Below are 22,159 nucleotides of genomic sequence, written 5' to 3'. Positions count from 1 at the left end.
ATTCCATCCAATTCAGAGGGATATTTTCATGAATGAGGCCCATTGCACCAAGGCGTCCCTGGCACCGTCAAAATCATAATCGCCCATTTTTTCAGCCACCAGGCCGACCACCTGCCTATGGGCCGGGGGAAGGCATTTGTTGAGTTGTTCCAGAGTGCTTTTGGCGCGAACGTCACCCTCATCGAGCCATGCGGCCAATTGTTGACAAAGGGTTGTGACAGACTCCAAAGCATTTCGATCAAGAGGCCCATCATGATGGCCTTCCTTGGATCCTTTCACAACATGGGGCGGATCGACGGGAGTTTCCTGAGAGTCCAAAACGGCAAGAGCGTGCATGACACCTTGCAAGGAACTTTGGAAAGGCTTGAGCAAGGATGCGGATTGTTCGCGGTCATGGTTCTTCAGGGAAACTTCCAAATGTTTTGCCACATCCTGCAACTCCAAAGCCCCCAGTGTGCCGGCAATACCTTTGATGGTGTGGACCCGGCGCTGCGTCTCATGGATCTCTCCCGATGTCATGCCCTGATGAACCTTCTCGGCTGCATCCCATTGGGTGCGCCGAAAATCCAGCAATAGTTTCCGGTAAAGTTTCTTGTTGCCACCCACATATTTCAGCCCAACAGAAAGATCAAAACCGGGAATGGATTCCGGCAAAAGAGTGACATCCGGCTCCATATTTTTATATTCAGTTGCTTGAAGGGTGACATCCGGTTCCATGCCTTTATATTCAGTCGCTTGCGATACCAGGTGATCAACAGGTTCCGGTTGGGTTCGTTCAGGTCGCGGCGCCTGCGCCACCACCGGTTGCTCAACGGTTGGCAACGGAGGCTTGATCCAACGGGTAAGGGTACTGTAAAGAACACGGGGATCAATGGGTTTGGCGATATGTTCATTCATACCCACGGCCAGGCATTTTTCCCGATCCCCGGCCAGGGCATTGGCCGTCATGGCGATGATGGGCAGAGTTGTCCAGGCTGGATTTTCCCGAATTTTGCGGGTGGCTTCATAACCATCCATCTCCGGCATTTGAATATCCATCAGCACGGCATCAAACGACTCCTCTGCCAGGGCGATGAGGCTTTGCCGCCCGTTGGAGGCGATACGCACCTGCAACCCCACCATGTCGAGAAGTTCCCCCGCCACCTGCTGATTGATCTCGTTATCCTCAACCAGCAATATTTTGGCGCCCTGCAAGGGGTGCATCTTCTGCTGGAGGGGTGACAACTGGAGGGGTACCAACTCATTTCTGCTCGTCTGGAGCGGGTTGGTGATGGCACGCTCATTTTCCCCCAAAGCGGCCAGAATGGTGTCGAACAACAGGGAGAGGCTGACGGGTTTGATCAAAATTGAATTGAGATGGACACTTTTGGCAGCATGCAGCACCTCCTCCCGACCGTAGGCGGTCACCATGATCACCTTGGGCATGCGTTGGGTGGGAAAAAGTCTGGAGATCTCCTCCGTGGTGCGAATGCCATCCATCTCCGGCATTTTCCAATCCACGAACACCATGTCAAAGGGCCGGGCATGTCGGGCTTTTTCCAACTCGGCAATGGCCTCGGCACCAGAAGCCACAGGGGTAACCTTGAAGGAAAAAGACTCCAAGGCATGTTGCAGAATTTCGCGCGACGCAGCATTGTCATCCGCCAATAAAACGCGCAAACCCACATATCGATCGTCGGGCAAACGAAACCGGCGGCGATCCTTGTTGGCGCGTCCAAACGTTGCGTTGAAATGGAAGGTGCTGCCAAGCCCAGATTGACTCTCGACCCAGATGTTTCCTCCCATCATCTGAACCAAGCGCCGGCAGATGGAAAGACCAAGACCCGTACCGCCAAATTTTCGGGTCGTTGAGCTGTCAGCCTGGGTAAAGGGTCGGAACAACCCGGCGATCTGTTCTGGAGTCATGCCAATGCCGCTGTCCTTGACACTGAAATGAATCGTCACCGTCTCCTCGGTCAACGCCTCCAATTCGACGGACAGAATGATCTCTCCCGCACGGGTAAACTTGACGGCATTGCTGGTCAAATTGACCAAAACCTGCCCCAGGCGCAGCGGATCGCCCACCAGACCCAGAGGAAGATCCTTGGCAACGTGGAAACAAAATTCCAGCCCCTGTTCATCGGTTTTGATCGTCATCAGGTTGGAGACGTTGTGCAAAACCTCATCCAGGTGGAAAGCGACGGACTCCATCTTCAGTTTGCCCGCCTCGATTTTGGAAAAATCGAGAATATCGTTGATGATGCCAAGCAGGGACTGGGAGGAGTATTGAATCTTGGTCAGGTAATCGAGTTGCCTGGGATTCAGATCGGTTTGCATGGCCAGGTGCGTCATGCCAATGATGGCGTTCATCGGGGTGCGAATCTCATGACTCATATTGGCCAGAAAGTCCCCCTTTGCTTGGCTGGCACTCTGTGCCATCTCCTTGGCCAAACGCAACTCCCCGGTCTGTTCACGCAATATGTGTTCACGGGAGACGGTGTCGGTAATGTCCTGGATCTGGATGGTACAATAAAAAGTCCGGTCCCGGGCGCGTATGCCACTGATCAGAACGTGTTGGCTCATGCGTTCGTCCGCTTCCCGCCCGGCAGCAGGAGGAAAGAGAGGAAAGGGCCGATGGGTCAACTTGTGGGAGAGGGTGGTGGGCAATCCCTGGGAGAGGGCGTTTTCAATGCCACGCGCAATACGGGTACCGAGCAAATCTGGAAAAACGTCTGTAAATACCTGCCCGACAACACCAGCGGCGGGAATGCGTGACGCTTTTTCCATCCAGCGATTCCAGAATACAACTTTGGAGACCTGATCAAGAACAATGATACCATAGGAGCTCTTTTCAAGAATTTGCCGAAAAATATCAAGATCCAGGTCAGTATCCATGGCACAGTTCTTGTGTTGTCAGCACATGCGTTCAAAATTCACGGAAGATCAATATTGAGAAAGGATCCTCTCCAACTCTTTTTTTAATCTCTCCATATCTTTTTGTGTAAAAAGCATGGCAATATAGCCATGCAGGGAATTTTTAACTGCCTCCTCCTCATGAGTTTTAAAATCCATCATCAAGAAAAAGACCTGTTCATCCTGGATATCCTTCCCTCTCACCTCACCAGAAACCGTTTTGTGCGTCGAAAGATCGAGAAGAGCATCACACTCGGCATGGATCAGTTCAGCAGGATCAAATTCAAAATCCAGATTGATCATTTGGGTAAAGCTGGACAAAAATGAGTTAAGAATCACATTGCCAATATCGAGGAGCGTTTCCTGTTCCAAAACGGTCAAGGACTCCAACGGAGTATTTTCACCCAGGAGGGTACGAACCAACTCCAGACTTCTTGCTCCCGGAAAGACCAGCAGTGCCGTACCGGACAACTCCCCGTAAAAACTTTGTCGAATAGCGACCAGGCGATCCCCCCTGCGATGTTCAATCAGCTGGATGGCACTCTCCTTGGAGACCACGGACAGCTGCGGCAGGGAGAGGAGGATCTCGTTATGAACCATTTGGCTCAGGGAGTCGGCTGCCATACCGAGCCCGATGTTCAAAAACTCTTTCAGGGCATCTTGTTCCAACTCGGTCAATTCCATGGTCATAACACCCCGTACTGTGCAGACGGCCCAGCACGACCCATGGGGCCGGGCCACAACAGACACACCCTGCCCACGAACCATGGCCGTCCGTTGTCAGAATTTGGGTCACCATTCACCACCCGGTAACGAATCGGGATCCAGGGGGTTGGCGACCGGACAGATCCAGGACGGAGTCCTGGCACGGTTCGGGGCAAAGCCCTGACAAAAACTTTCATATCCAGGCTTTTCTTAAAAGGGTACTGAATAGTGACGAATTGGGTTCACTTATTCTCCTGACTGGGAGAGGACGAGGGGGGCGCATCTTCCTGGTTCATACGCGCAGATGCCGAGTCAGAGGCTGGGTTTGGCTCTGCATCCATACTGTTCGGGCGCAGCTCAGGCGGTTCGGACATCCGGCTCTGATGATCATGATCGCCGTCACGGTCATCGATAACATCATCGTCTGGGGTCTCATCCGCCCCGTGGCGTGGCGGAAACAGTTTCTCTCCGAGACTGCGTGGAGGGGAACGACGCCGGCGCCGGCGGCGCCGTGGTTTCTGTGGTGCGGAGGAGACACCATCGTCGGTCGGAGAATCCTGGGAGATGTCATTGGGCTTTGTTGCAGCACCCTCCTGGGTCAAACGGTAGAGACCTGGAACACCCATCTCTTCCGCGCCCTCGGGGGGGGGCGCGTTTGCCAGCGAGGAACCCTCCACCACATCGGAGGTCGAAGCGGAGGAAGAGGGATCGTGCATTACAGGGGAGGTCTTGCGGCGCCTGCGACGGCGACGTTTTTTTCTGTCACCATTCTTTTCCCCCTGCCTGGACCCGGAGAGTGTGGCTTCCTCTGGTCGTGATTCGCCCGGATCGGTTTCAGCGGCGCTGGCACCACCACGTTGGGTATGGCGACCTTCAGGCCTTTCATCATCATCGTCGTCATCGTCGAAATCGTCATCGTCATCGTCATCGTCATCCTGGAGGATGTCGTCCTCGTCATCCGGTTTGACATCCTTTTCCTTTACAGACGGTGGCAGGTTATCAAGTTCTCCCCCTTGGCGTTCGACCACTTCCCGGCGAAAATTGGGGGTTTGCAGATTCTGATCTGAAAGGATGACAATGGCGAGATGGTGGGCCTCTTCCAGGGAGGTGATCTGGGCCCGTTTGTGGTTGAACAGATAGTTGGCAACATCCGGAGGGACGTTATAGGTCAGCTTGGCGTAGCGGTTGGTGGCAGCCTCTTCCACGATCATGCGCATCACATGGATGGCCATGGATTCGACGGAACGGATGGTGCCCAAACCCTGGCAACGTGGACACGGAGTCCGGTTTGATTCACTGAAGGCCGGTTTCAAGCGCTGGCGGGAGAGTTCCAGCAAACCGAACTGGGAAATCCGCCCGATCTGGCTTTTGGCCCGATCCAGTTTGAAGGCATCCTTGATGCGCTTCTCGACCTCCGTGTTGTGCTTTTTATCCTCCATATCAATGAAATCGATGACGATCAATCCACCCAGGTCGCGCAGACGAAGCTGGCGGGCAATTTCATCGGCGGCTTGAAGATTGGTTTTGAAGGCGGTCGACTCAACATCCTTTTCGCGGGTGGCCCGCCCAGAGTTGATGTCGATGGAGACCAGGGCTTCGGTCGATTCGATGACCAGGTAGCCTCCGGCCTTCAGGGGGATGACGCGCTCGTGCATCATCTCGATCTGATTTTCCACCTGGAATTGGGCAAAAATGGGCTTATTTTCCCGATAGGGTTGCACCACCTTGACATAGCGGGGCATGAGCAGACGCATGAAGTCTTTGCCGCGACGATAGGCCTCCTGACCGTGGATCAAAATTTCGGTCATGTCGGTGGTATAGAGATCACGGATGGTGCGTAGAATCAGATCCCCCTCCTCGTGGATGACGCAGGGGGGTTTGGTTTGGGCGGATTTCTCCTGGATGCGTTTCCAGAGCCGGAGCAGATAATTCATGTCCCGGGTGATTTCCCGTTTGGTGCGACCCAATCCCGCTGTACGGATGATCAGGCTGACATCGGAGGGAATTTCCAGGCTGCCCATCAACTCCTTGAGGTGTTTCCTCTCCTGCGGGTCGACAATCTTGCGGGAGATGCCCCCACCTCCCCCGGAGTTGTCCGGCAACAGGACCGTGTAACGACCGGCAAGAGAGAGATTGGTCGTGAGGGAGGCACCTTTGTTGCCACGCGCCTCCTTGACCACCTGAAGCAACAGGGATTGACCTCGGGTGAGAATTTTTTGGATAGGCAGGATACGGCGACGATTGGCAGCCCGTCGTACACGAACGGGCACATCTTCGTCGGTCTCTTCACCATTTTCGGGCTCGTCACCCTCTTCGGCGGACTCCGCCGGATCGATTTCCTTTTCCTTGTTCGATTTTTCCTTGCCTTCCGGAGGCGGATAATATTTCGGATGAATGTCGTTGACGGAGAGAAATCCCTGACGTCCGCCGTTGAAATCGACAAAGGCGGCCTGGAGGGCGGGTTCCACACGGGTCACCCGCCCCAGGTAGATGTTCCCCTTGATTTGTTCCTTGGTTGAGGTTTCGATATCCAGGTCGATGAGTCGCTGATCCTGGACGATGCCCACACGGATCTCTTCCGGGTGGGTTGCATCCACCAGCATGCGCTTGTTCATTGAAGTATTCTGCTCCCGAGTGCAATCTGCTTGGCGTCTCCGCCGCCCACTTGAGATACCATGGGTTCTCCAGGACGGTGAGACAAAAATGCATGTTATTGATTCCCATGACTAAAAAAATGTCCGACAAAATTTCAAACGCCCGGCGCCTTCGGTCCCAGAGACCACCGGTCCCCCGGTCACTTCTCACGACGGCGCCCATCTTACGACCTTTTTGCCAAGGAAGCAAATTTGACTGATCTCGATGGCCTGATACGTTTCCCGGTTCGCCACCGGGTGGTGGGGGCGGACGATGTGGGCATGCGGTTGGATCGACTCCTGCAAAGGGAAGTTCCGGCGTTACCCATGTCGGCCTGGCAGCGCCTGTTGCGAACAGGCCAGGTGCGTGTCGACGGGAAACGGGCCAAGGGGGGTGAACGGTTGCTCCTGGGGCAAAAAATTCGTATTCCGCCGGTGCGAGCTGCGGTCGATGATCCAGAAGGGGTTGGCGAACGCAGCAAACCTGGCGATGGCTGGTCGGCCACCCTGGCGGAACGCATTTGTTATCGGGACGACCATTTGCTGGTGCTGGACAAGCCGGAGGGAATTCCCGTCCATGGGGGAAGTGGACAACCATATGGTCTGGTGGATGGGGTGCGGCGCATGATGGAGATGCGCCACGATGTCATGCCAGAGCTTTGCCATCGTCTCGACAAGGACACATCAGGGTGCCTGGTCTTTGGCCTGGATGCCTGCACAGTGCGGGAGATGGCCCGGGTTTTTCGCGATGGCGAGGTGGATAAACGCTATCTGCTGCTGGTACGGGGAACCCCCTCACCCCGCGAGGGAGAAATTGCCATTCCCCTGGTACGGGGCATGGTGCGTTCGGGAGAGCGGATGGTGGCCGGAGGCGCCGACGGCAAACCGGCTCATACCTGGTACCGTACATTGGCCAATTATGGTGTGGCCTCCCTGGTAGAAGCCAAGCCCAATACCGGACGGACTCATCAGTTGCGTGTCCATTTCCAGTTGCTGGGCCATCCCATCGCCGGAGATCCCAAGTATGGCGAGCGGGAGTTCAACCGGCACATGCGCTCGACAGGGTTGAAGCGCATGTTTTTGCACTCTTCCCGCATCTCCCTGACCCATCCTCGCACCGGCCAACCCATCACAGTGGAAGCCCCCCTGGATGCGGGCCTGCAACGCCTGTTGGAGCGGTTGCGCATGGTAAAGTGACGTTTTCCCGGGCCAGGCAGGTTGTCTGGTGGTGCCCGCCTTTGACCTGCATGGCCATTTTGATGTAACCATTCATCACCGAAGTTTGCATCCTTTCGGGTCATTTTGGCAACACCTCCAAATGGGACGATGTGGGGAGATAGGGGTGATCCATCTCCCCATCCATGGCCTTGGATAAATCCGCAGCCACGGCCTCCACCAGGGGTGGCCGAATACCGGTGTCTCCTGGCGTTTTGGGGGAGGCTGCCGTCAAAACGCGCGTACACGGCTCCATGCCGGCAGCCGAACCTTGCCGCAACCAAACCCTGGCCTGCTCCGGATCGGGCGGCGTGCCAACACCAAAATACAACAAGGTTCCCGCCCAGCAGAGCCCCTGAGGCAAACCACTCTGCGCCGCCTTTTTGGCCCAATGGTAGGCAAGAGGAAGCTCCTGCGCCCCCCCTTTGCCCGCAAACAGGTCGAGGGATAGTTTGACCATGGATCGCGCCTCCCCAGCCTCGGCGCCACGCAAAAACCAGGTGCGCGCCCGGGACAAACTCTTGTCAACACCCAAGCCAACCTGGGACATGACGCCAAGCCAATACAGGGCATTTTCCTCTCCTTCGGCAGCGGCTGCCTGCAAAAGCGACACAGCCCCTTTTGGATCGGCCAGAATACCATCACCCTTCAGGCTCATGAGACCCTGCATGGTCATTGCTGGTGGATATGCGTTCCTGGCAGCCTTGCGATACCAGAGATAAGCCTGGGTCATATCAGGCTTGCCGCCCAGATATCCCCCACGATGCAGTTGCCCCATGGCAAACTGAGCGCGCGCACTCTTCTCTTCCGCCGCCTGCTGGAACAAAGCCATGGCTTTTGCCTGATCGGGAGGGGCGCCGGGAACGCCAGACCAGTAGAGCGTTGCCAAGAGAAATTTTGCTCTTGCATAAAGACGGGGCATACGCTCAAACCAGGACTTGGCCTCGACCAGATCCCGGGGATACCCCCCGCTCCCATGATAATAGAGCTTACCCAACCAAAACGCTCCCCCTCCTTCACCCGCTTGAAACGCCTTTTCCAACCAATAACGGGATTGGTCAGGATTGAGTGGAATGGGATCCTTCTTGAATAACTTCCCTGCAAAATATTTTCCGAGAAACACCTGTGCAACAAGGTAATTACCTTCTGCCGCATAGGTCAGTAAATGCAGAAGTTTATCAGGATCGTGATCCAGGACACCATCCCGGGCATGGGAGGTTGACAGAAAGAACGCAGCTTGAGCACCGCCAACCCGTAACGCCGACTCTTCCCACATTTTGGCCAACCTTTCGTTTCTTGACACACCCCATCCATGATGATGAAAGACTGCCATGTCCATCATGATCTCCCAACTATCCGCTTTCACGGCCAGGGTTTTCTGTGCCCAACCTATAACCTCCACCTCCAAGAGAAAATCATGATTGGGATAGATCGTGCTGAACAAATAAAACACAAGATATTCCATAGCAGGCACATATCCAGCCATAGCAGCCCTTCTCATCCAATATAAACTTATTTTGTTATTGTTTTTATTTGTAGAATATAGAAGACTAATACGATATTGGGCCTCCACATCTCCCCCGTGCGCCAACAATAAAGCCTGATCAAAAGGAACATGTTTCTCGCCAAGAATGACAAAATCAGGTTCTCTCCCCTGGACCAAGGCGGGCGCCACCATCATAAACAAAACCATAAATCCTGTGATTACTTTCATCAATGTTCGATACATAAACAACAGCCCACCTCGAAGTTTGCATCCTTTCGGGTCATTTTGGCAACACCTCCAAATGGGACGATATGGGGAGATAGGGGTGATCCATCTCCCCATCCATGGCCTTAGATAAATCCGCAGCCACGGCCTCCACCAGGGGTGGCCGAATACCGGTGTCTCCTGGCGTTTTGGGGGAGGCTGCCGTCAAAACGCGCGTACACGGCTCCATGCCGGCAGCCGAACCTTGCCGCAACCAAACCCTGGCCTGCTCCGGATCGGGCGGCGTGCCAACACCAAAATACAACAAGGTTCCCGCCCAGCAGAGCCCCTGAGGCAAACCACTCTGCGCCGCCTTTTTGGCCCAATGGTAGGCAAGAGGAAGCTCCTGCGCCCCCCCTTTGCCCGCAAACAGGTCGAGGGATAGTTTGACCATGGATCGCGCCTCCCCAGCCTCGGCGCCACGCAAAAACCAGGTGCGCGCCCGGGACAAACTCTTGTCAACACCCAAGCCAACCTGGGACATGACGCCAAGCCAATACAGGGCATTTTCCTCTCCTTCGGCAGCGGCTGCCTGCAAAAGCGACACAGCCCCTTTTGGATCGGCCAGAATACCATCACCCTTCAGGCTCATGAGACCCTGCATGGTCATTGCTGGTGGATATGCGTTCCTGGCAGCCTTGCGATACCAGAGATAAGCCTGGGTCATATCAGGCTTGCCGCCCAGATATCCCCCACGATGCAGTTGCCCCATGGCAAACTGAGCGCGCGCACTCTTCTCTTCCGCCGCCTGCTGGAACAAAGCCATGGCTTTTGCCTGATCGGGAGGGGCGCCGGGAACGCCAGACCAGTAGAGCGTTGCCAAGAGAAATTTTGCTCTTGCATAAAGACGGGGTATACGCTCAAACCAGGACTTGGCCTCGACCAGATCCCGGGGATACCCCCCGCTCCCATGATAATAGAGCTTACCCAACCAAAACGCTCCCCCTCCTTCACCCGCTTGAAACGCCTTTTCCAACCAATAACGGGATTGGTCAGGATTGAGTGGAATGGGATTAAATTTAAATAAATCAGAGCCCGCATAATACTGGCCAAGAAGCGCCTGAGCTAACGAATCGTTATCTTCCGACGCTTTTTTCAGAAAATATAATGTCCTATGGGGATCATATACCACCTCATTTTTTGGCCAATTAAAAAACGCCAAATGAATGGCAGCTTTCGCACCCCCCAGTCGTATCGCTTTATCTTCCCACTCTTTCGCCAATTTGATGTTGCTGGAAAATCCCCACCCCAAACGGTAATAGCCAGCCATAACCACCATGGCACCCCAGCAATCCGGGTTAATCTTAAGTGATTTCAGAGCCCATCCAACAGATTCAACCTCCACAAGAGTATCGTGGCGGGGATAAATCGAATGCAACAACTGAAATGGCAGATCCTCCATGGCAGGTACATAACCAGCCATGGCGGCACTTCTGATCCAATATATACCATTTTTTTTATCGTTTTTATCTATATAAAACCAACCTACACTGTATTTTGCTTCCGCATCTCCTCTATGCGCCTGTAACAAAGCCTGATCAAAAGGAACATGCTTTCCTCTCAGATAAACCGAATCAGGCTCTTGTCCCTGAACCAGGGCAGGCGCCACCATCATGAATAAAACCATGAATCCTGTGATTATTTTCATCAATGTTCGACACATGAACAACAGCCACCTCTCGGACAAAAGAAGCGCAAGTCAAGGATGGAATGCCCAGGAAGGGTTGCGCCCTTCCTGGGTAATTTTAGGATAAACCTCTGATTATCACAAGTATCCAGGAAACATCTCTGTTAACCTGAAACACACACTCAATTTCCGTTCCATATCTTACTTGTTCTCAGACATTCCTCGACATCAGAACCATGATTTTTTTTATGACAGTCGACGAGCTCCTGTTGGGCGGCAGCCCCCTTCTGAACATCCTTATCCCCAGGATGGCGTCCTTTCAGCATGCCAAGAAAAAGACTATCGTCATCATCTTGATTTTTCTTGACATCTTCCAGTTCCTCGTAAAGACCTTTCCCGGCTTTCAACGCTTCCCCTTCAATGGCATGATTCGGGGTCTTTCTCAGGTACCAGGCCGCCCCGGCAGCAGCGGCACCGATAACTCTTGGCAACCAACCCCATGCCATAACCATGGGCTTCTCACCGTTGCCCTCGGCTGCATCCCCACCTGACTGCTGGTCAGACCGAACAAAATCCGGATCTGCCCCGAACACCTCGCGGGTGGTTCCCCCAAGATTCTGATTGATGACAGAATCATCCCGCCTTCTGTCCTGCAACCGGTCATATCTTCGCCACTCCCCATTTTGTTCGGCAGCGTACAAATCTTCCTGGAGCTGGTCAATATGCTGTTGTTCACCAAAAGCGTGGGCCACCAGCAATTCCGGGCTGACCCTCCACCCGGTCTGTTGGCGCAATCTCCTGGACGCCACCTCCGCCGCGAGGTAGCGATGATAATCCGTTGTCTCATTGGCAATCCTTCCCAACGCACCTTCTACCATGGTTTTGGTCTGATCGTCCACAGTTTGTTCCGGCTCCATACCGGATGCGCCATAACCAGGATAACGACTTTTCATGTTTTTTTCTCCCATTTGAATGGTTCGGACCGGGTCGACATGACCCGGTACCAGATGAGGAACGGAGTGATCCCGTTCCGGTTGCTGCTTTCAACAACCAAAAAAATGTCTAAGGATGTTTTTATAAAAATAGATCTCCTACCTGCTCCGCAACGATCACCCCTTCAAAAAATATCCAAGGATGTTTTTATTGAAATGGATCGTCTACCCGCTCCGCCATGATCACTCCTTCCCCAGCGCGCACCAACGCCGAATCAGACACCCCTCACAACGTGGCCGCCGCGCCTGACAAACATGCCGGCCATGCAAAATCAACCAATGGTGCGCATGCAACAAAAATGGCGGCGGAACCCTGGCGAGCAACAACTCTTCCACCTGCAACGGCGTCTTGCCTGCCGCCAGACCTGTCCGGTTGGCCACCCGAAAAACGTGCGTATCCACCGCCAGGGTCGGCTGTCCAAAAACGACGTTGAGCACGACATTGGCCGATTTGCGTCCCACCCCCGGCAAGGCCTCCAAGGCTTCACGCCGGTCCGGAACCTCTCCCCCATGCCTGCGCAACAACTCTCCACTCAGGAGGTGGATATGTCTCGCCTTGGTGTTGTACAAACCGACCGTGTGAATGTAAGACCGAATCCCCTCCTCCCCCAAAACCACCATGGCGTGCGGATCGGGCGCCGCCGCAAAAAGGGCCGGCGTCACCTGGTTTACCACCCGATCGGTCGCCTGGGCGGACAGCACCACGGCAACCAGGAGTTCAAAGGGGTTGCGAAAGAGCAAATCCCCACGCGGTTCAGGATTGGCATCCCGAAATGCGGAAAAAACTGCCATCACGTCGGATTTTTTCATATGCTGTCAGCCTGCCCCGGAAAGCATCGACCCTGAGAGAGAAAATGTCATGCCCTCGACCAAACATTCCAGCACGTGTCCCCTCGATTGCCCTGGCGCCTGCGCCCTGCGCGTCCAAATCGACGCCAAAGGGCGCCTGCTGTCGATTCGTGGCAACCCGGACCACCCATTCACCCGAGGCGTGATCTGCGGCAAGGTCAGCCGCTACCGGGAAATCCAGGAGGGCCCCCGTATTGGCCACCCCATGATCCGCACCGGTGTCAAAGGAGCTGGCCAGTTCCGCAAAGCCACATGGGATGAGGCCCTGGATCTCGTGGTGCAAAAACTGCGGCAGGCAACGACCCAATATGGACCGGAAAGCGTCTTTCCCTATTATTATGGCGGCACCATGGGCCTGGTGCAAAGACCAGCCTGGGATCGGCTGACCCATCGGGCCGGTTGGTCCCGGCTGGAAAAAAATATTTGCTCCTCCATTGGACAGGCAGGATGGATGGCCGGCATCGGCAAAAGTATCGGCCCGGACCCCCATGAAATGGCAGCGAGTGATCTCATCATTCTTTGGGGCATCAATGCCGTATCTACCCATATCAACCTGATGCCCTTCATCAAGGAGGCCCGCCAAAAAGGGGCGACTCTTGCCGTCGTCGACCCCTACCGCAACCGCACCGCACGTCTTGCCGATCTCCACATCGCCCCACGTCCGGGAACCGACGCCGCCCTGGCCCTGGCCATGATCCATGTTCTTCTCAACGAGGGGTACGGCAACCCGGACTATCTCGCCACATTCACGGACTTCGATGATGAACTGCGCGCCCACTTTCTCAGCCGCACACCGAAGTGGGCTGCCCCCATAACCGGCCTCTCTCCCGAAGAGATCCGCTCTTTTGCCCGCCGTTTTGGTCGCGCCAAAGCCCCCTTCATACGCCTGGGATACGGCATGACCCGCCACAACAATGGAGCCGTCAACGTCCATGCCATCACCTGTCTGCCCGCCATCACCGGCGCCTGGGCACATCCTGGCGGAGGCATTCTGCTCAGCACCGGCGAATCCCTGCGCATCCATGACGAACCCGTCCGCCAAACCGCCTGGATGGGTGATACGCCTGCCCGCCTCCTGGACATGAGCCGCCTGGGCGCCGTTCTCACCGACGCCACTTTGGCCCCGCCCGTTGCGGTGCTGATCGTCGCCAATGCCAACCCGGCATCCTCCTGCCCGGATTTGCGTCGTGTCCGTGCCGGATTGGCCCGGGAAAATCTCTTCACGGTCGTCCATGAACAGGTCATGAGCGATACCGCTCTCTGGGCCGATGTCGTGCTCCCCGCCACCACCTTTCTCGAACACGCGGATCTCTATAAATCCTATGGGCAATGTACCCTGCAACACGCCAAACCCATACTTCCCCCCTTCAAGGAGGCCTGGTGCAACCATGATCTGGTCAATGCCCTGGCCATCCGTCTCGGCTATCAGGAGCAACCTTTTACCCAATCCGTTGCCGAAACCGTGGATACCCTCCTGAAAGAGTCGAAACTTCCGCCCGTCGCTACCTGGGGAGTGAAAACCTGGCTGGATTTTACCCCGGATCCCGACGCTGCCCATTTCCGAAACGGCTTTGCCCAACCCGACCAACGCTTTCATTTTCGCCCAGGGTGGCGGGATCCTGCCATGCCCCTCTTCCCGGACCACTGGCCCGTCAACAGCCGGGATCGCACCCATCAGGCCGAACGTTATCCGCTGGACTTTATGACACCACCGGCACACGATGTCCTCAACACCACTTTCACCGTAGCCGAAGGAGCGCGACGGCGGCGCGGTCATCCGCTCCTTTGGATTCATCCTGACGACGCCACACCACGTTCCATCAAGGATGGCGCCCCGATCTCCGTCTTCAATGACCTTGGCGGATTGACGATGACCGCCAAAGTCACCACCGATGTCCGTCCCGGTCTCTGCCTGTGCGAATCGAACTATCATGGAACGGAATTCCCGGAAGGCATCTCTCTGAATGTGCTCACCCATGGTGATCGCGTCGCCCCGGATGGCGGTGCGGCTTTTCATGACAACCGTGTGGAGGTGCGCGCCCTGGATCGGGGAGGCAAAAAGCACTCACTCTCTGACATCTTGACGCAATGACCATGACATTTCCATCAGGCGGCATCCTCCATCCTGGAAAATTTCTCATCACCAGCCTTTCCGGTCCAGAGCTGAATGCGGAAGAGGAAAAGTTCCTTCGTACAGTCCGCCCGTCCGGGGTGATTTTATTTGCCCGCAACCTGGTTGACATTCTCCAGATCCAAAACCTTATTCGCGCCATCCGCAAAACGGCTACACCACCACCAACCCTTTGGTTGGATCAGGAGGGAGGACGAGTCCAGAGGATAAGGCGCCCGTTGACGCCCTATCCGAGCCCTGGTCGTTTTGCCGAATTGGAACAATCGGATCCAGTTCAGGCGGAGCTGTTGTCCCGCCAGGCTGGCTGGTTGAGCGGTCGGGAAATGATCACCCTGGGTATCGGCATCAATTGCGCTCCAGTCTTGGATATTCGCGAAGCACAAGCCAACCCGGTGATTGCCGAACGCGCCTTTGGCTGGGATCCCCAGCAAGTTGTACGTCTCGCCGGGGCCTGGCTCAAGGGCTTTACGGCAGCCGGCGGTCTGGCCGTGGGCAAACATTTCCCCGGGCATGGCGCCGCCCGAGCCGATTCTCACAAGTCGCTGCCCTGCGTTGTCAAGGAGCGAGATCTCCTGGAACGATGGGAACTCCGCCCCTTTCAAGCGCTGCTGGCGCAACTGCCCCTGATCATGACCGCCCATCTGGTGGCCACGGGAGTCGACCCGGAGCAACCCGCCACCTGGTCTGCACCCTTGTTGCGGGATTTATTGCGCCGGCAGTGGCGCTATCATGGTCTGGTGGTCACCGACGCCCTGGAGATGGGCGCTTTGACGGGATCGTTGGACAGGCGTGCGGAGTTGTCCCTGCGAGCCGGGTGTGACCTCGTGTTGTGCTGCACGGGTCGTCTGGAAGATGCCACCCTGGTGACAGCCGGGATCGAACGTGTTTTGCAGGAAAGGGAAGCGGTTTCCGGCTGGGAGGAGATCAGTCAAAGGATCGATCGCATCCTCGCCCCGGGCCGCGTCGAGCCGGGTGACATGGCGGCCCTGTTGGCTCACGGAGAGTATCGGCAATGGCGTCAAACTCTGGAATATCTGGCCTCGACCCCCTCCGCACCCGACCCCACCGCGCCAACGACCTGACCTTATTTTCTTCAGGAGCCTTCTCATGACCTACGGCAGCCGCCACACCCCCACGGAACTCCGCCAGATCACCAAGGATCGCGTGGTCCGCATCACCTGGAATACCGGCGAACAGATGGAATTGAGCATGGAGTATCTGCGCGTCGTCTGTCCTTGCGCGGATTGCCGGGGTCATACCCCGGACCAGGCGAAGCTCATCGATGGCAAACAGGATGTCACCATAACCTCCATCACCCCTGTTGGGCGCTATGCCGTCAAAATAGCCTTCAGTGACAACCACGATACTGGCGTCTACTCCTGGGAAATGCTCTGGGATTCCGGAGTCAACAAGGAAGCCCTGTGGCAAACCTATCTGGATGATTTAAAAAGCGCCAACAAACGCCGCAAACCCAGCGTGTTTGCCATCAAACCCATCAAGTGATGCCACGGGATTTCCTCGCTGGCAACGATTCATCACCCTTGCAAGAAAAGCCCGGATATGGAGGCCTTTGTCAGGGCTTCGCCCCGAGCCCCACCAGGACGCTGCCCTGGACAAAGCCAGGGAGACAGCCCCCTGGACCCCGATGCGTGGCCGGATGGTGAATGGTTGCGGAGCGAGTGAGGCAGTCAACGAAGCAAACGCTTGATCTGGTATGGGAATGACCCTGTCACGGGTTGCCGGGCATATAAGCCGCAATGTGGTTGACCGGTTGCCCCTGCTCATCCAGCACGGCAAGCCAAGCCTCGATGGCCGCACGATGCCAGGTCTGGCATGGCCAGGCCGTGAAGAAGTCCTGGCCGGATGCGCACGAGATCATGATGCGATCATTCGATGCATCGGCATATTTGATCGAGACAATGTCCATGGATGGCCTCACAGTTCCGCATCGATAAGAAGTGGTTGATCTTCCGTCACCCCAAGCCATGCTCCCATGCCCCTGGTGCGCCCTTCCAGACCGCCATCGAGGGTGATGGTCAAATCCGTGTAATCATGGGCGATCCATCGGATGGTATATCCCGACGCCTCCCCGGCGCTTTCCAGAACCCAGGATGAGATGGACGACGGGAGGTAAACAGCCGGGCTGCGAACGCGCATGGTGATGCTCAAGCAACTTCTGAGAACCCAATCCGGATTGCCCGGACCAGTCGCCCTGACATAACCCCACAGGTTGCCAAAATATTTGAAGAAATATCTTCTGCACCGCGCAAGCTCCATATCGACCGGGCCTGCGGCAAACTCGGTCGCTACATCGCCGACCTCAAGTTGGGTATGGGCGATATCCAGGTTTCCCGTCCACCCAGCTTGTTCGAAGCGAAATTGAACACATGAGTCGTCTCCGATGCTCTTGCCACTCAGGGATGGCAAGACCGCAGTCAAAACCAATCGCACCCAGTTGGAAGAAATCGTGGATGTCGTCGTTGCAACCGTGACAGCGGCGGAACCCCCCGATCCAAAATCCTGGTACATGCTCAGGGTAAAGGTTCCACCTGCCGTTCCCTTGACATACATGGAAAACGTCACGCTTTTTTCGGCCAGCGTTCGTACATCTTCAATTTTATACTCCCAGCCACATGTGCCTGAACCAGAGTTGCCGGTGATACGAAGATAGTAGATCGGGTACCCCGGCACTTCACTTTGGCCAACGGCAAATGACTGCTGCGACGCAGAGGCATTGAATGTTCCACTGATGTAGAGCTTGTGGCGATCAGCGGTAAATCCGCTGGCGATCAACCCGCTCCACGACGTTCCTCTTTGCCAGATACGAAACCCGCCGTTGATGATATTGTTTTTCCAGGTGCCATACTCCGGAAAGGTGTGAACATAGGCATTTTCGGCAGCATTGACCACCAACGCCTTGCCGGCATCTCCAGCCTGAAAGGGCGGTAGATGCAGTTGGGAAGCATAACCGGCGGCCAGGGCGGCTGAATCGGCGGAGTCGGAGGCGGATGCGGCAGCGTTCACCGCCGAGTTTACTGCCTGGCTCGCCGAAACCGCAGCCTCGGCAGCGGAATTGCTGCACGCATTCATCAAGATGTTGGCCGAGACGACATCACCCATCAGATTGTTCATGATCTGGAACCACCCCTGGAGGGCATCATAGCGCAGGGTGATGAGACTGTTGGCCACAATGTCTTGGGCCAGGGGGTGCGATCCGTCAATGCGCCGAATGGATTTGACACCCAACCCATTGACATCGATGGTGCAGGCTCCGGTATTGGCATGGGTCGCCTGAAACTGCACTTCCTGTCCCGCCTCGTAGCTGGCAGGCGCCGACGGAATGGTCACGACATAGGCGTTGGCCTCGCCGGTATCCTGGCCAAAACAGACACCACCTTTTTTCAAGAGATCGACATCGGGCAACTTGGCCAGTCCAGTTTCGATCTGGTCGAACAATTCGTTCAATGCCGTGCAGCGTGCTGTCGTATGTTCCACCATGCGGTTGGTGAAATTAAAATAGTCATTACTCATCGAATCATCCCCCTGGGGCTGAAATGGTACGTAATGCCATGGATCAGGTGTGGACTCTCTTCCGTTGCATGCGAAAGAATGCTCAGACCGATATTGGTTCCCACTCCGTCAATTCTGGCTTCGGCTGTTCCAACCTGTTGACTGTCCCAGATAAACTCTGACCACTCCGCTTCATCCCAGACACCGCCGCCACCGCGCACATCAAACACCTGCACCAGGGGCGATGGAATCTCTGGATTGCCATAGGAGTAGTTAGGCAAAACTTGTATCGTTGTTTCCGGGCCGGCATCAATTTCCAGGAAAGCTTTGCGAAAGCGTTTGCGATGGGCTGGCAGGCCAAGATGGTTGAATGGCAAGCGCAAAAAGGCCACCACCTCCTGGCCATCAAAGGATTTTCCAGAATCCAACTGGTAGACGAAGCCGTTATCCGACCCAAATAACAATTTTTCAGAGCCACTCACCTCCTCCTGGGAACAGGTGCATGACACGGGTAAACCATAGTCGACAAGCATGAAGGTCGGTGAGAGTCCCGACACCAAAGTGCAGATCAACCCGCTGTTGTCAGAAAAATAAATACGATATTGATCCTTGCTGCGCACCCGAAGTGAGGAGAGGGCCTGTCCCATTTTGGCGGCAAGCCAAGGCTGGATGACATGACTGAGCGTGCCCGCGTGAAAATCGCCAAACTCTTGAACTGCCGACAATTGGCGAACGCCACGATCATCGAGGTAGACCGGGCGGCCCATATCCTGTAGCGTCCAGGGAATGGCGCCGGACTCTCCAGACAACAAATCCAGACGCCAATCCGCAGAGCTTGTCCCATAGAGGGCATAGGTCGCATTGCGACAAAAGAGGGTCAAAACACCACCCACGACCGGTAACATGCCGGTCATTTCGTCACCCAGGGCCATCTCTCCTGCCCCGATGCTTACTTGCCACTCCAGGGGTTCACCTGTTCCCGAGTGTTGCAATGAACCACCGGAAAACGAAAAAAAGAGATGTTTTGTATGTGCAGCAAGGTGGGTTGGGCGATCTTCTGCCATGCCTGTCAAGATGGGAACAAATACCTCTCCGTCCCATTCAAACCCCGGATCGATCCCGTTGACGCCGTACATGCGTACCGAGGAGACATGACCGAAAAAGTTGTGGTTCACAAACTCAAACCGCCCGCCTGCCGACAGGGTTTGCACCGCATTGACGCCGCTTGCCGTAGCGGCGCCCTGCGTGGAATGGATGGCCTCGCCATCCACAAAATCACCGACAACGTTGTATAAAATCAAGCGACCGGCAGCATCTTCGGTCTCCCAATGGCCGGTTGTCACCACAATCCGTTTGATGGTCGCACTGGCCCCTGAAGTCATACCCAACAGCGCCTCATTTTCGGCAAAAGGCAACACCCCAGCCTGAAAACCGAGTCTCTCGCCCAGGTCACAGGGTTGCCAGCCCGTGCTGCTGCTGCGATGCATCACACACTGCTCGCCTGCTGCATCATCCCGAAAAGCGTAGGCTATTCCTTTGTAGAGCCAGACGCCGCGCACACATCCCGAGCCGGGAAGAGCCTGGATTCGCCCCCGGAGAATATTTCTGACTTGTTGGAGCCAGAGTGCGTCCGCCTCTTCATCGACTGTGCCTCTCTCCAGTTGGTGACTGGATGCAAAACATCGGGTTACATTTCCCACTTTGACCGCCTCCCCGGGGGCGAAAGTCCCACTTGTATCAAGCAGGACAAGAAATCCTCTGGCGTCGGCGTTCGCATAAAGGCCCTGTTCCAGGATCCCATCGACCAGCGCCTTGCCGGTTGCGCCCGATGTGGCTCCGATGACCGTTTCCCCCTGAATCACCTCGGCACTGCCCAGTTCAAAACGCAAAGTCCAATAAGTCGCGGCACTGGGACTTGTTCGACCATCGAACCGTTCAAACCCTTCGATGCGCCGATATCCCCCGCTTGTTCCCGGTTCATAATTGCACCCTGTCAACAAACGCCCCGGTGCGATGGACAAGGGAGGGGTCGTCAAATCCAACCCCCCACCCAGTGGAAAGTAATGCACCTTGACTGTCATGCGATGGACCCTCCTTCCAGTTCTGGTGTATCCAATTGGTGCCGTTCCAGATTTCTCATGATGATGCGCAGCCGCATATCGGCGGCGGCATACATTTCCGGCGCCTCTTCGTTGGCCGCGTAGAGCAGCAAAGCCAGTTGCACGATCGCGTCATGAAATTCCACTGGCAAACCGGGCACATCGTCATTGGTCGCCATGCGCTGTGCCCGACGGTAATACACACCACGCACCGTATAGATGTCGTCGGGAATCGGATTGATTTTGATCAGGCGATCCGGTGTCAACGACAACAGGGCCGGTTTTCCGACAACCGACAATCCAGAGCCGAACTGGCGCCGCCACACCCGATGGTTGACATAGGGGAGAGAGCCTTCTCCGACCGGGCCAGTCGCTTTCAGGTACAGGCTCAGAGAGTCCAGCCGCAACCGGCTCATTTCACCCATGTTGAGGGATGTCAGGGTGTAAGAACCTACGCCGGCCACGGTGTCAAAGGAGAACTCCTGCCACATCCAATGCCAGGAGGTATGAGCGTTCTGGATCTCCACCCAGGCATCATTGACCCACTGAATGATTTTTTCATAAACGCCAGACTGCCCGGTTACGGCGGGGGGCCCGTTGCCGGACACCCCCGCCTCACGGCGGACTTTCTGGCAAATTTCCAGAAAAGTCGCCATGTCTTACTCCTCGGACGATGCCGCTACCGGGGCGAAGGAAAAGGGATAGGAGAGGGTCTCCCTGGGATGGAACTCGCCATGTTCATCCTGTTCAAAATGGGTGGTTTTGGCATTCTGCAATGCCTCGACGAACTTGCGCGGCACCCGGACAGCCTTGCCACGGGGAATGAGCATCAGCGATCCATTCACCGCCACCGGCACCGGGCGATCTCCTCCCTTGCCGTCACTCCGTTGCAGATGAATCCGGACGGTATCTGCATCTTCCTGGTATTCTTGGCCTTTTTTTTCTTCCGCTTGTTCTTCTTTCACATCGATCTCCTCATAACCTGCTTGACGAATCCGCTCACGCATCGCATCTGCCCCCAAATTCCTGGTCAAGGTGACCCCCAGGACATCGCGGGCAAACTCTTGCATCTGCACCCGACTGGCCTCCGCAAGACTAACTTTTATCATATTCATGACAACATTCTCCCTGTTGAAACAGGTGCAGAGGGAATCCCTGCACCAAAAAACTCATGGCATGGTCAGAGGGTGAAAACCATTTTCGGTCGTTTGCCGTCTGGCATGAAATCCTGCCGGGCAGGGCAAGACCGGACAGGATCAATAGCTGTAGCTGCTTCGATCATCCCAGATTTTGTCAAACTCCGCGTTGCCATTGGCAAAGCGAGCCGAAACCGGATTTCCGCCTGTGTAACCGATTTTGCGAATTTGCCACACCGACTCGGTGGTCAGACTGCCTGGTTGTGCCAGACCGATATATTCTGGATTGTTGTCTCCATCGTAGGTGGTCAATCGATCCATATACTCCTCTGTTCCGATCGTCGTCAGCGGCGGCCCGATGGCTGCCAGGGACGGTTTTTTCATGTTGGACTCCTTTCATGCGCAGGTTGCCGATGATCCATTCAAGCTGGTGCCACTTCCCAGGGGGGGTGCCCGGCATAGCGGTGCAGTCCGGACAAATCTTGCGGTCTTCCCCCCTGCTCATCCAGATCCGCAAGATACAACAACATGGAGTCGGGCGCCGGCCTGGGACAGATCGTTTGGCCGTCAGGACCGGGAAGGGCGCCCTGCATGGCCACCACCAGCCAATCCAGGTTATT

The 22,159-nt window shown here is 55.7% G+C and carries 18 protein-coding genes; 4 read left to right on the top strand and 14 right to left on the bottom strand.

The window, feature by feature from the left end; all coding sequences use genetic code 11:
- Positions 1 to 12: 12 nt before the first annotated feature.
- The 3 genes from HQL63_02605 to HQL63_02595 all read right to left on the bottom strand — a co-directional run bounded on the left by HQL63_02605 (position 13) and on the right by HQL63_02595 (position 6,212).
- Positions 13 to 2,874: a response regulator gene (locus tag HQL63_02605; protein ID MBF0175730.1), complete on the bottom strand. Its 2,862-nt coding sequence runs from the start codon at positions 2,872 to 2,874 to the stop codon at positions 13 to 15.
- Between the two features lie 48 nt (positions 2,875 to 2,922).
- Positions 2,923 to 3,576, bottom strand: coding sequence for a hypothetical protein (locus HQL63_02600; protein MBF0175729.1), 654 nt, complete (start codon positions 3,574 to 3,576; stop codon positions 2,923 to 2,925).
- A gap of 263 nt (positions 3,577 to 3,839) precedes the next feature.
- Positions 3,840 to 6,212, bottom strand: a complete 2,373-nt coding sequence (locus HQL63_02595) for a ribonuclease E/G (GenBank protein ID MBF0175728.1) — start codon at positions 6,210 to 6,212, stop codon at positions 3,840 to 3,842.
- Between the two features lie 231 nt (positions 6,213 to 6,443).
- On the opposite strand from HQL63_02595, the gene HQL63_02590 reads away from it, so the two are divergent.
- Positions 6,444 to 7,427 carry an RluA family pseudouridine synthase gene (locus tag HQL63_02590; GenBank protein MBF0175727.1) on the top strand — a complete coding sequence of 328 codons (984 nt, stop codon included), beginning with the start codon at positions 6,444 to 6,446 and terminating at the stop codon, positions 7,425 to 7,427.
- Positions 7,428 to 7,527: 100 nt separating this feature from the next.
- Here the strand turns inward: HQL63_02590 and HQL63_02585 are convergent, their stop codons facing one another.
- The 4 genes from HQL63_02585 to nth form a co-directional block, all read right to left on the bottom strand.
- Complete coding sequence (locus HQL63_02585; protein ID MBF0175726.1) at positions 7,528 to 8,910, bottom strand: sel1 repeat family protein; 1,383 nt, start codon at positions 8,908 to 8,910, stop codon at positions 7,528 to 7,530.
- A gap of 301 nt (positions 8,911 to 9,211) precedes the next feature.
- Positions 9,212 to 10,618 carry a sel1 repeat family protein gene (locus HQL63_02580; protein ID MBF0175725.1) on the bottom strand — a complete coding sequence of 469 codons (1,407 nt, stop codon included), beginning with the start codon at positions 10,616 to 10,618 and terminating at the stop codon, positions 9,212 to 9,214.
- A 386-nt stretch (positions 10,619 to 11,004) separates the two neighbouring features.
- A complete protein-coding gene (locus HQL63_02575) occupies positions 11,005 to 11,775 on the bottom strand; it encodes a hypothetical protein (protein MBF0175724.1) in 771 nt (256 codons plus the stop codon).
- Between the two features lie 222 nt (positions 11,776 to 11,997).
- Positions 11,998 to 12,624 (bottom strand): endonuclease III, encoded by a 627-nt coding sequence (nth, locus tag HQL63_02570; protein MBF0175723.1) that lies wholly within the window; start codon positions 12,622 to 12,624, stop codon positions 11,998 to 12,000.
- 49 nt (positions 12,625 to 12,673) lie between these two features.
- Here nth and HQL63_02565 point away from each other — a divergent pair, with 49 nt between their 5' ends.
- From HQL63_02565 to HQL63_02555, 3 genes are read left to right on the top strand one after another with little or no spacing between them, the layout of a single operon-like run.
- Positions 12,674 to 14,755 (top strand): molybdopterin-dependent oxidoreductase, encoded by a 2,082-nt coding sequence (locus HQL63_02565; GenBank protein ID MBF0175722.1) that lies wholly within the window; start codon positions 12,674 to 12,676, stop codon positions 14,753 to 14,755.
- 2 nt (positions 14,756 to 14,757) lie between these two features.
- Positions 14,758 to 15,876 (top strand): beta-N-acetylhexosaminidase, encoded by a 1,119-nt coding sequence (gene nagZ, locus HQL63_02560; protein MBF0175721.1) that lies wholly within the window; start codon positions 14,758 to 14,760, stop codon positions 15,874 to 15,876.
- Between the two features lie 25 nt (positions 15,877 to 15,901).
- On the top strand, positions 15,902 to 16,297 hold the full coding sequence (locus HQL63_02555) for a DUF971 domain-containing protein (protein ID MBF0175720.1): 396 nt from the start codon (positions 15,902 to 15,904) through the stop codon (positions 16,295 to 16,297).
- Positions 16,298 to 16,523: 226 nt separating this feature from the next.
- Here HQL63_02555 and HQL63_02550 read toward each other — a convergent pair whose 3' ends face one another.
- The 7 genes from HQL63_02550 to HQL63_02520 form a co-directional block, all read right to left on the bottom strand.
- A complete protein-coding gene (locus tag HQL63_02550) occupies positions 16,524 to 16,721 on the bottom strand; it encodes a hypothetical protein (protein ID MBF0175719.1) in 198 nt (65 codons plus the stop codon).
- Between the two features lie 8 nt (positions 16,722 to 16,729).
- Entirely contained in the window at positions 16,730 to 18,325 is a 1,596-nt protein-coding gene (locus tag HQL63_02545; GenBank protein ID MBF0175718.1) for a hypothetical protein, read from the bottom strand.
- A complete protein-coding gene (locus tag HQL63_02540) occupies positions 18,322 to 20,385 on the bottom strand; it encodes a hypothetical protein (GenBank protein ID MBF0175717.1) in 2,064 nt (687 codons plus the stop codon). The genes HQL63_02545 and HQL63_02540 overlap by 4 nt, the downstream gene beginning before the upstream one ends.
- Positions 20,382 to 21,059 (bottom strand): hypothetical protein, encoded by a 678-nt coding sequence (locus tag HQL63_02535; GenBank protein MBF0175716.1) that lies wholly within the window; start codon positions 21,057 to 21,059, stop codon positions 20,382 to 20,384. The genes HQL63_02540 and HQL63_02535 overlap by 4 nt, the downstream gene beginning before the upstream one ends.
- A gap of 3 nt (positions 21,060 to 21,062) precedes the next feature.
- Entirely contained in the window at positions 21,063 to 21,518 is a 456-nt protein-coding gene (locus tag HQL63_02530; protein MBF0175715.1) for a hypothetical protein, read from the bottom strand.
- A gap of 141 nt (positions 21,519 to 21,659) precedes the next feature.
- On the bottom strand, positions 21,660 to 21,923 hold the full coding sequence (locus HQL63_02525) for a hypothetical protein (protein MBF0175714.1): 264 nt from the start codon (positions 21,921 to 21,923) through the stop codon (positions 21,660 to 21,662).
- A gap of 38 nt (positions 21,924 to 21,961) precedes the next feature.
- Positions 21,962 to 22,159: hypothetical protein (locus HQL63_02520; GenBank protein MBF0175713.1), on the bottom strand; the 198-nt coding region annotated here is incomplete at its 5' end.

This window comes from Magnetococcales bacterium, from assembly GCA_015231175.1.
Lineage (GTDB): Bacteria > Pseudomonadota > Magnetococcia > Magnetococcales > DC0425bin3 > HA3dbin3.
The sequence above is the reverse complement of the archived record's forward strand: the minus strand, read 5'-3'. Positions and strand labels throughout refer to the sequence as shown.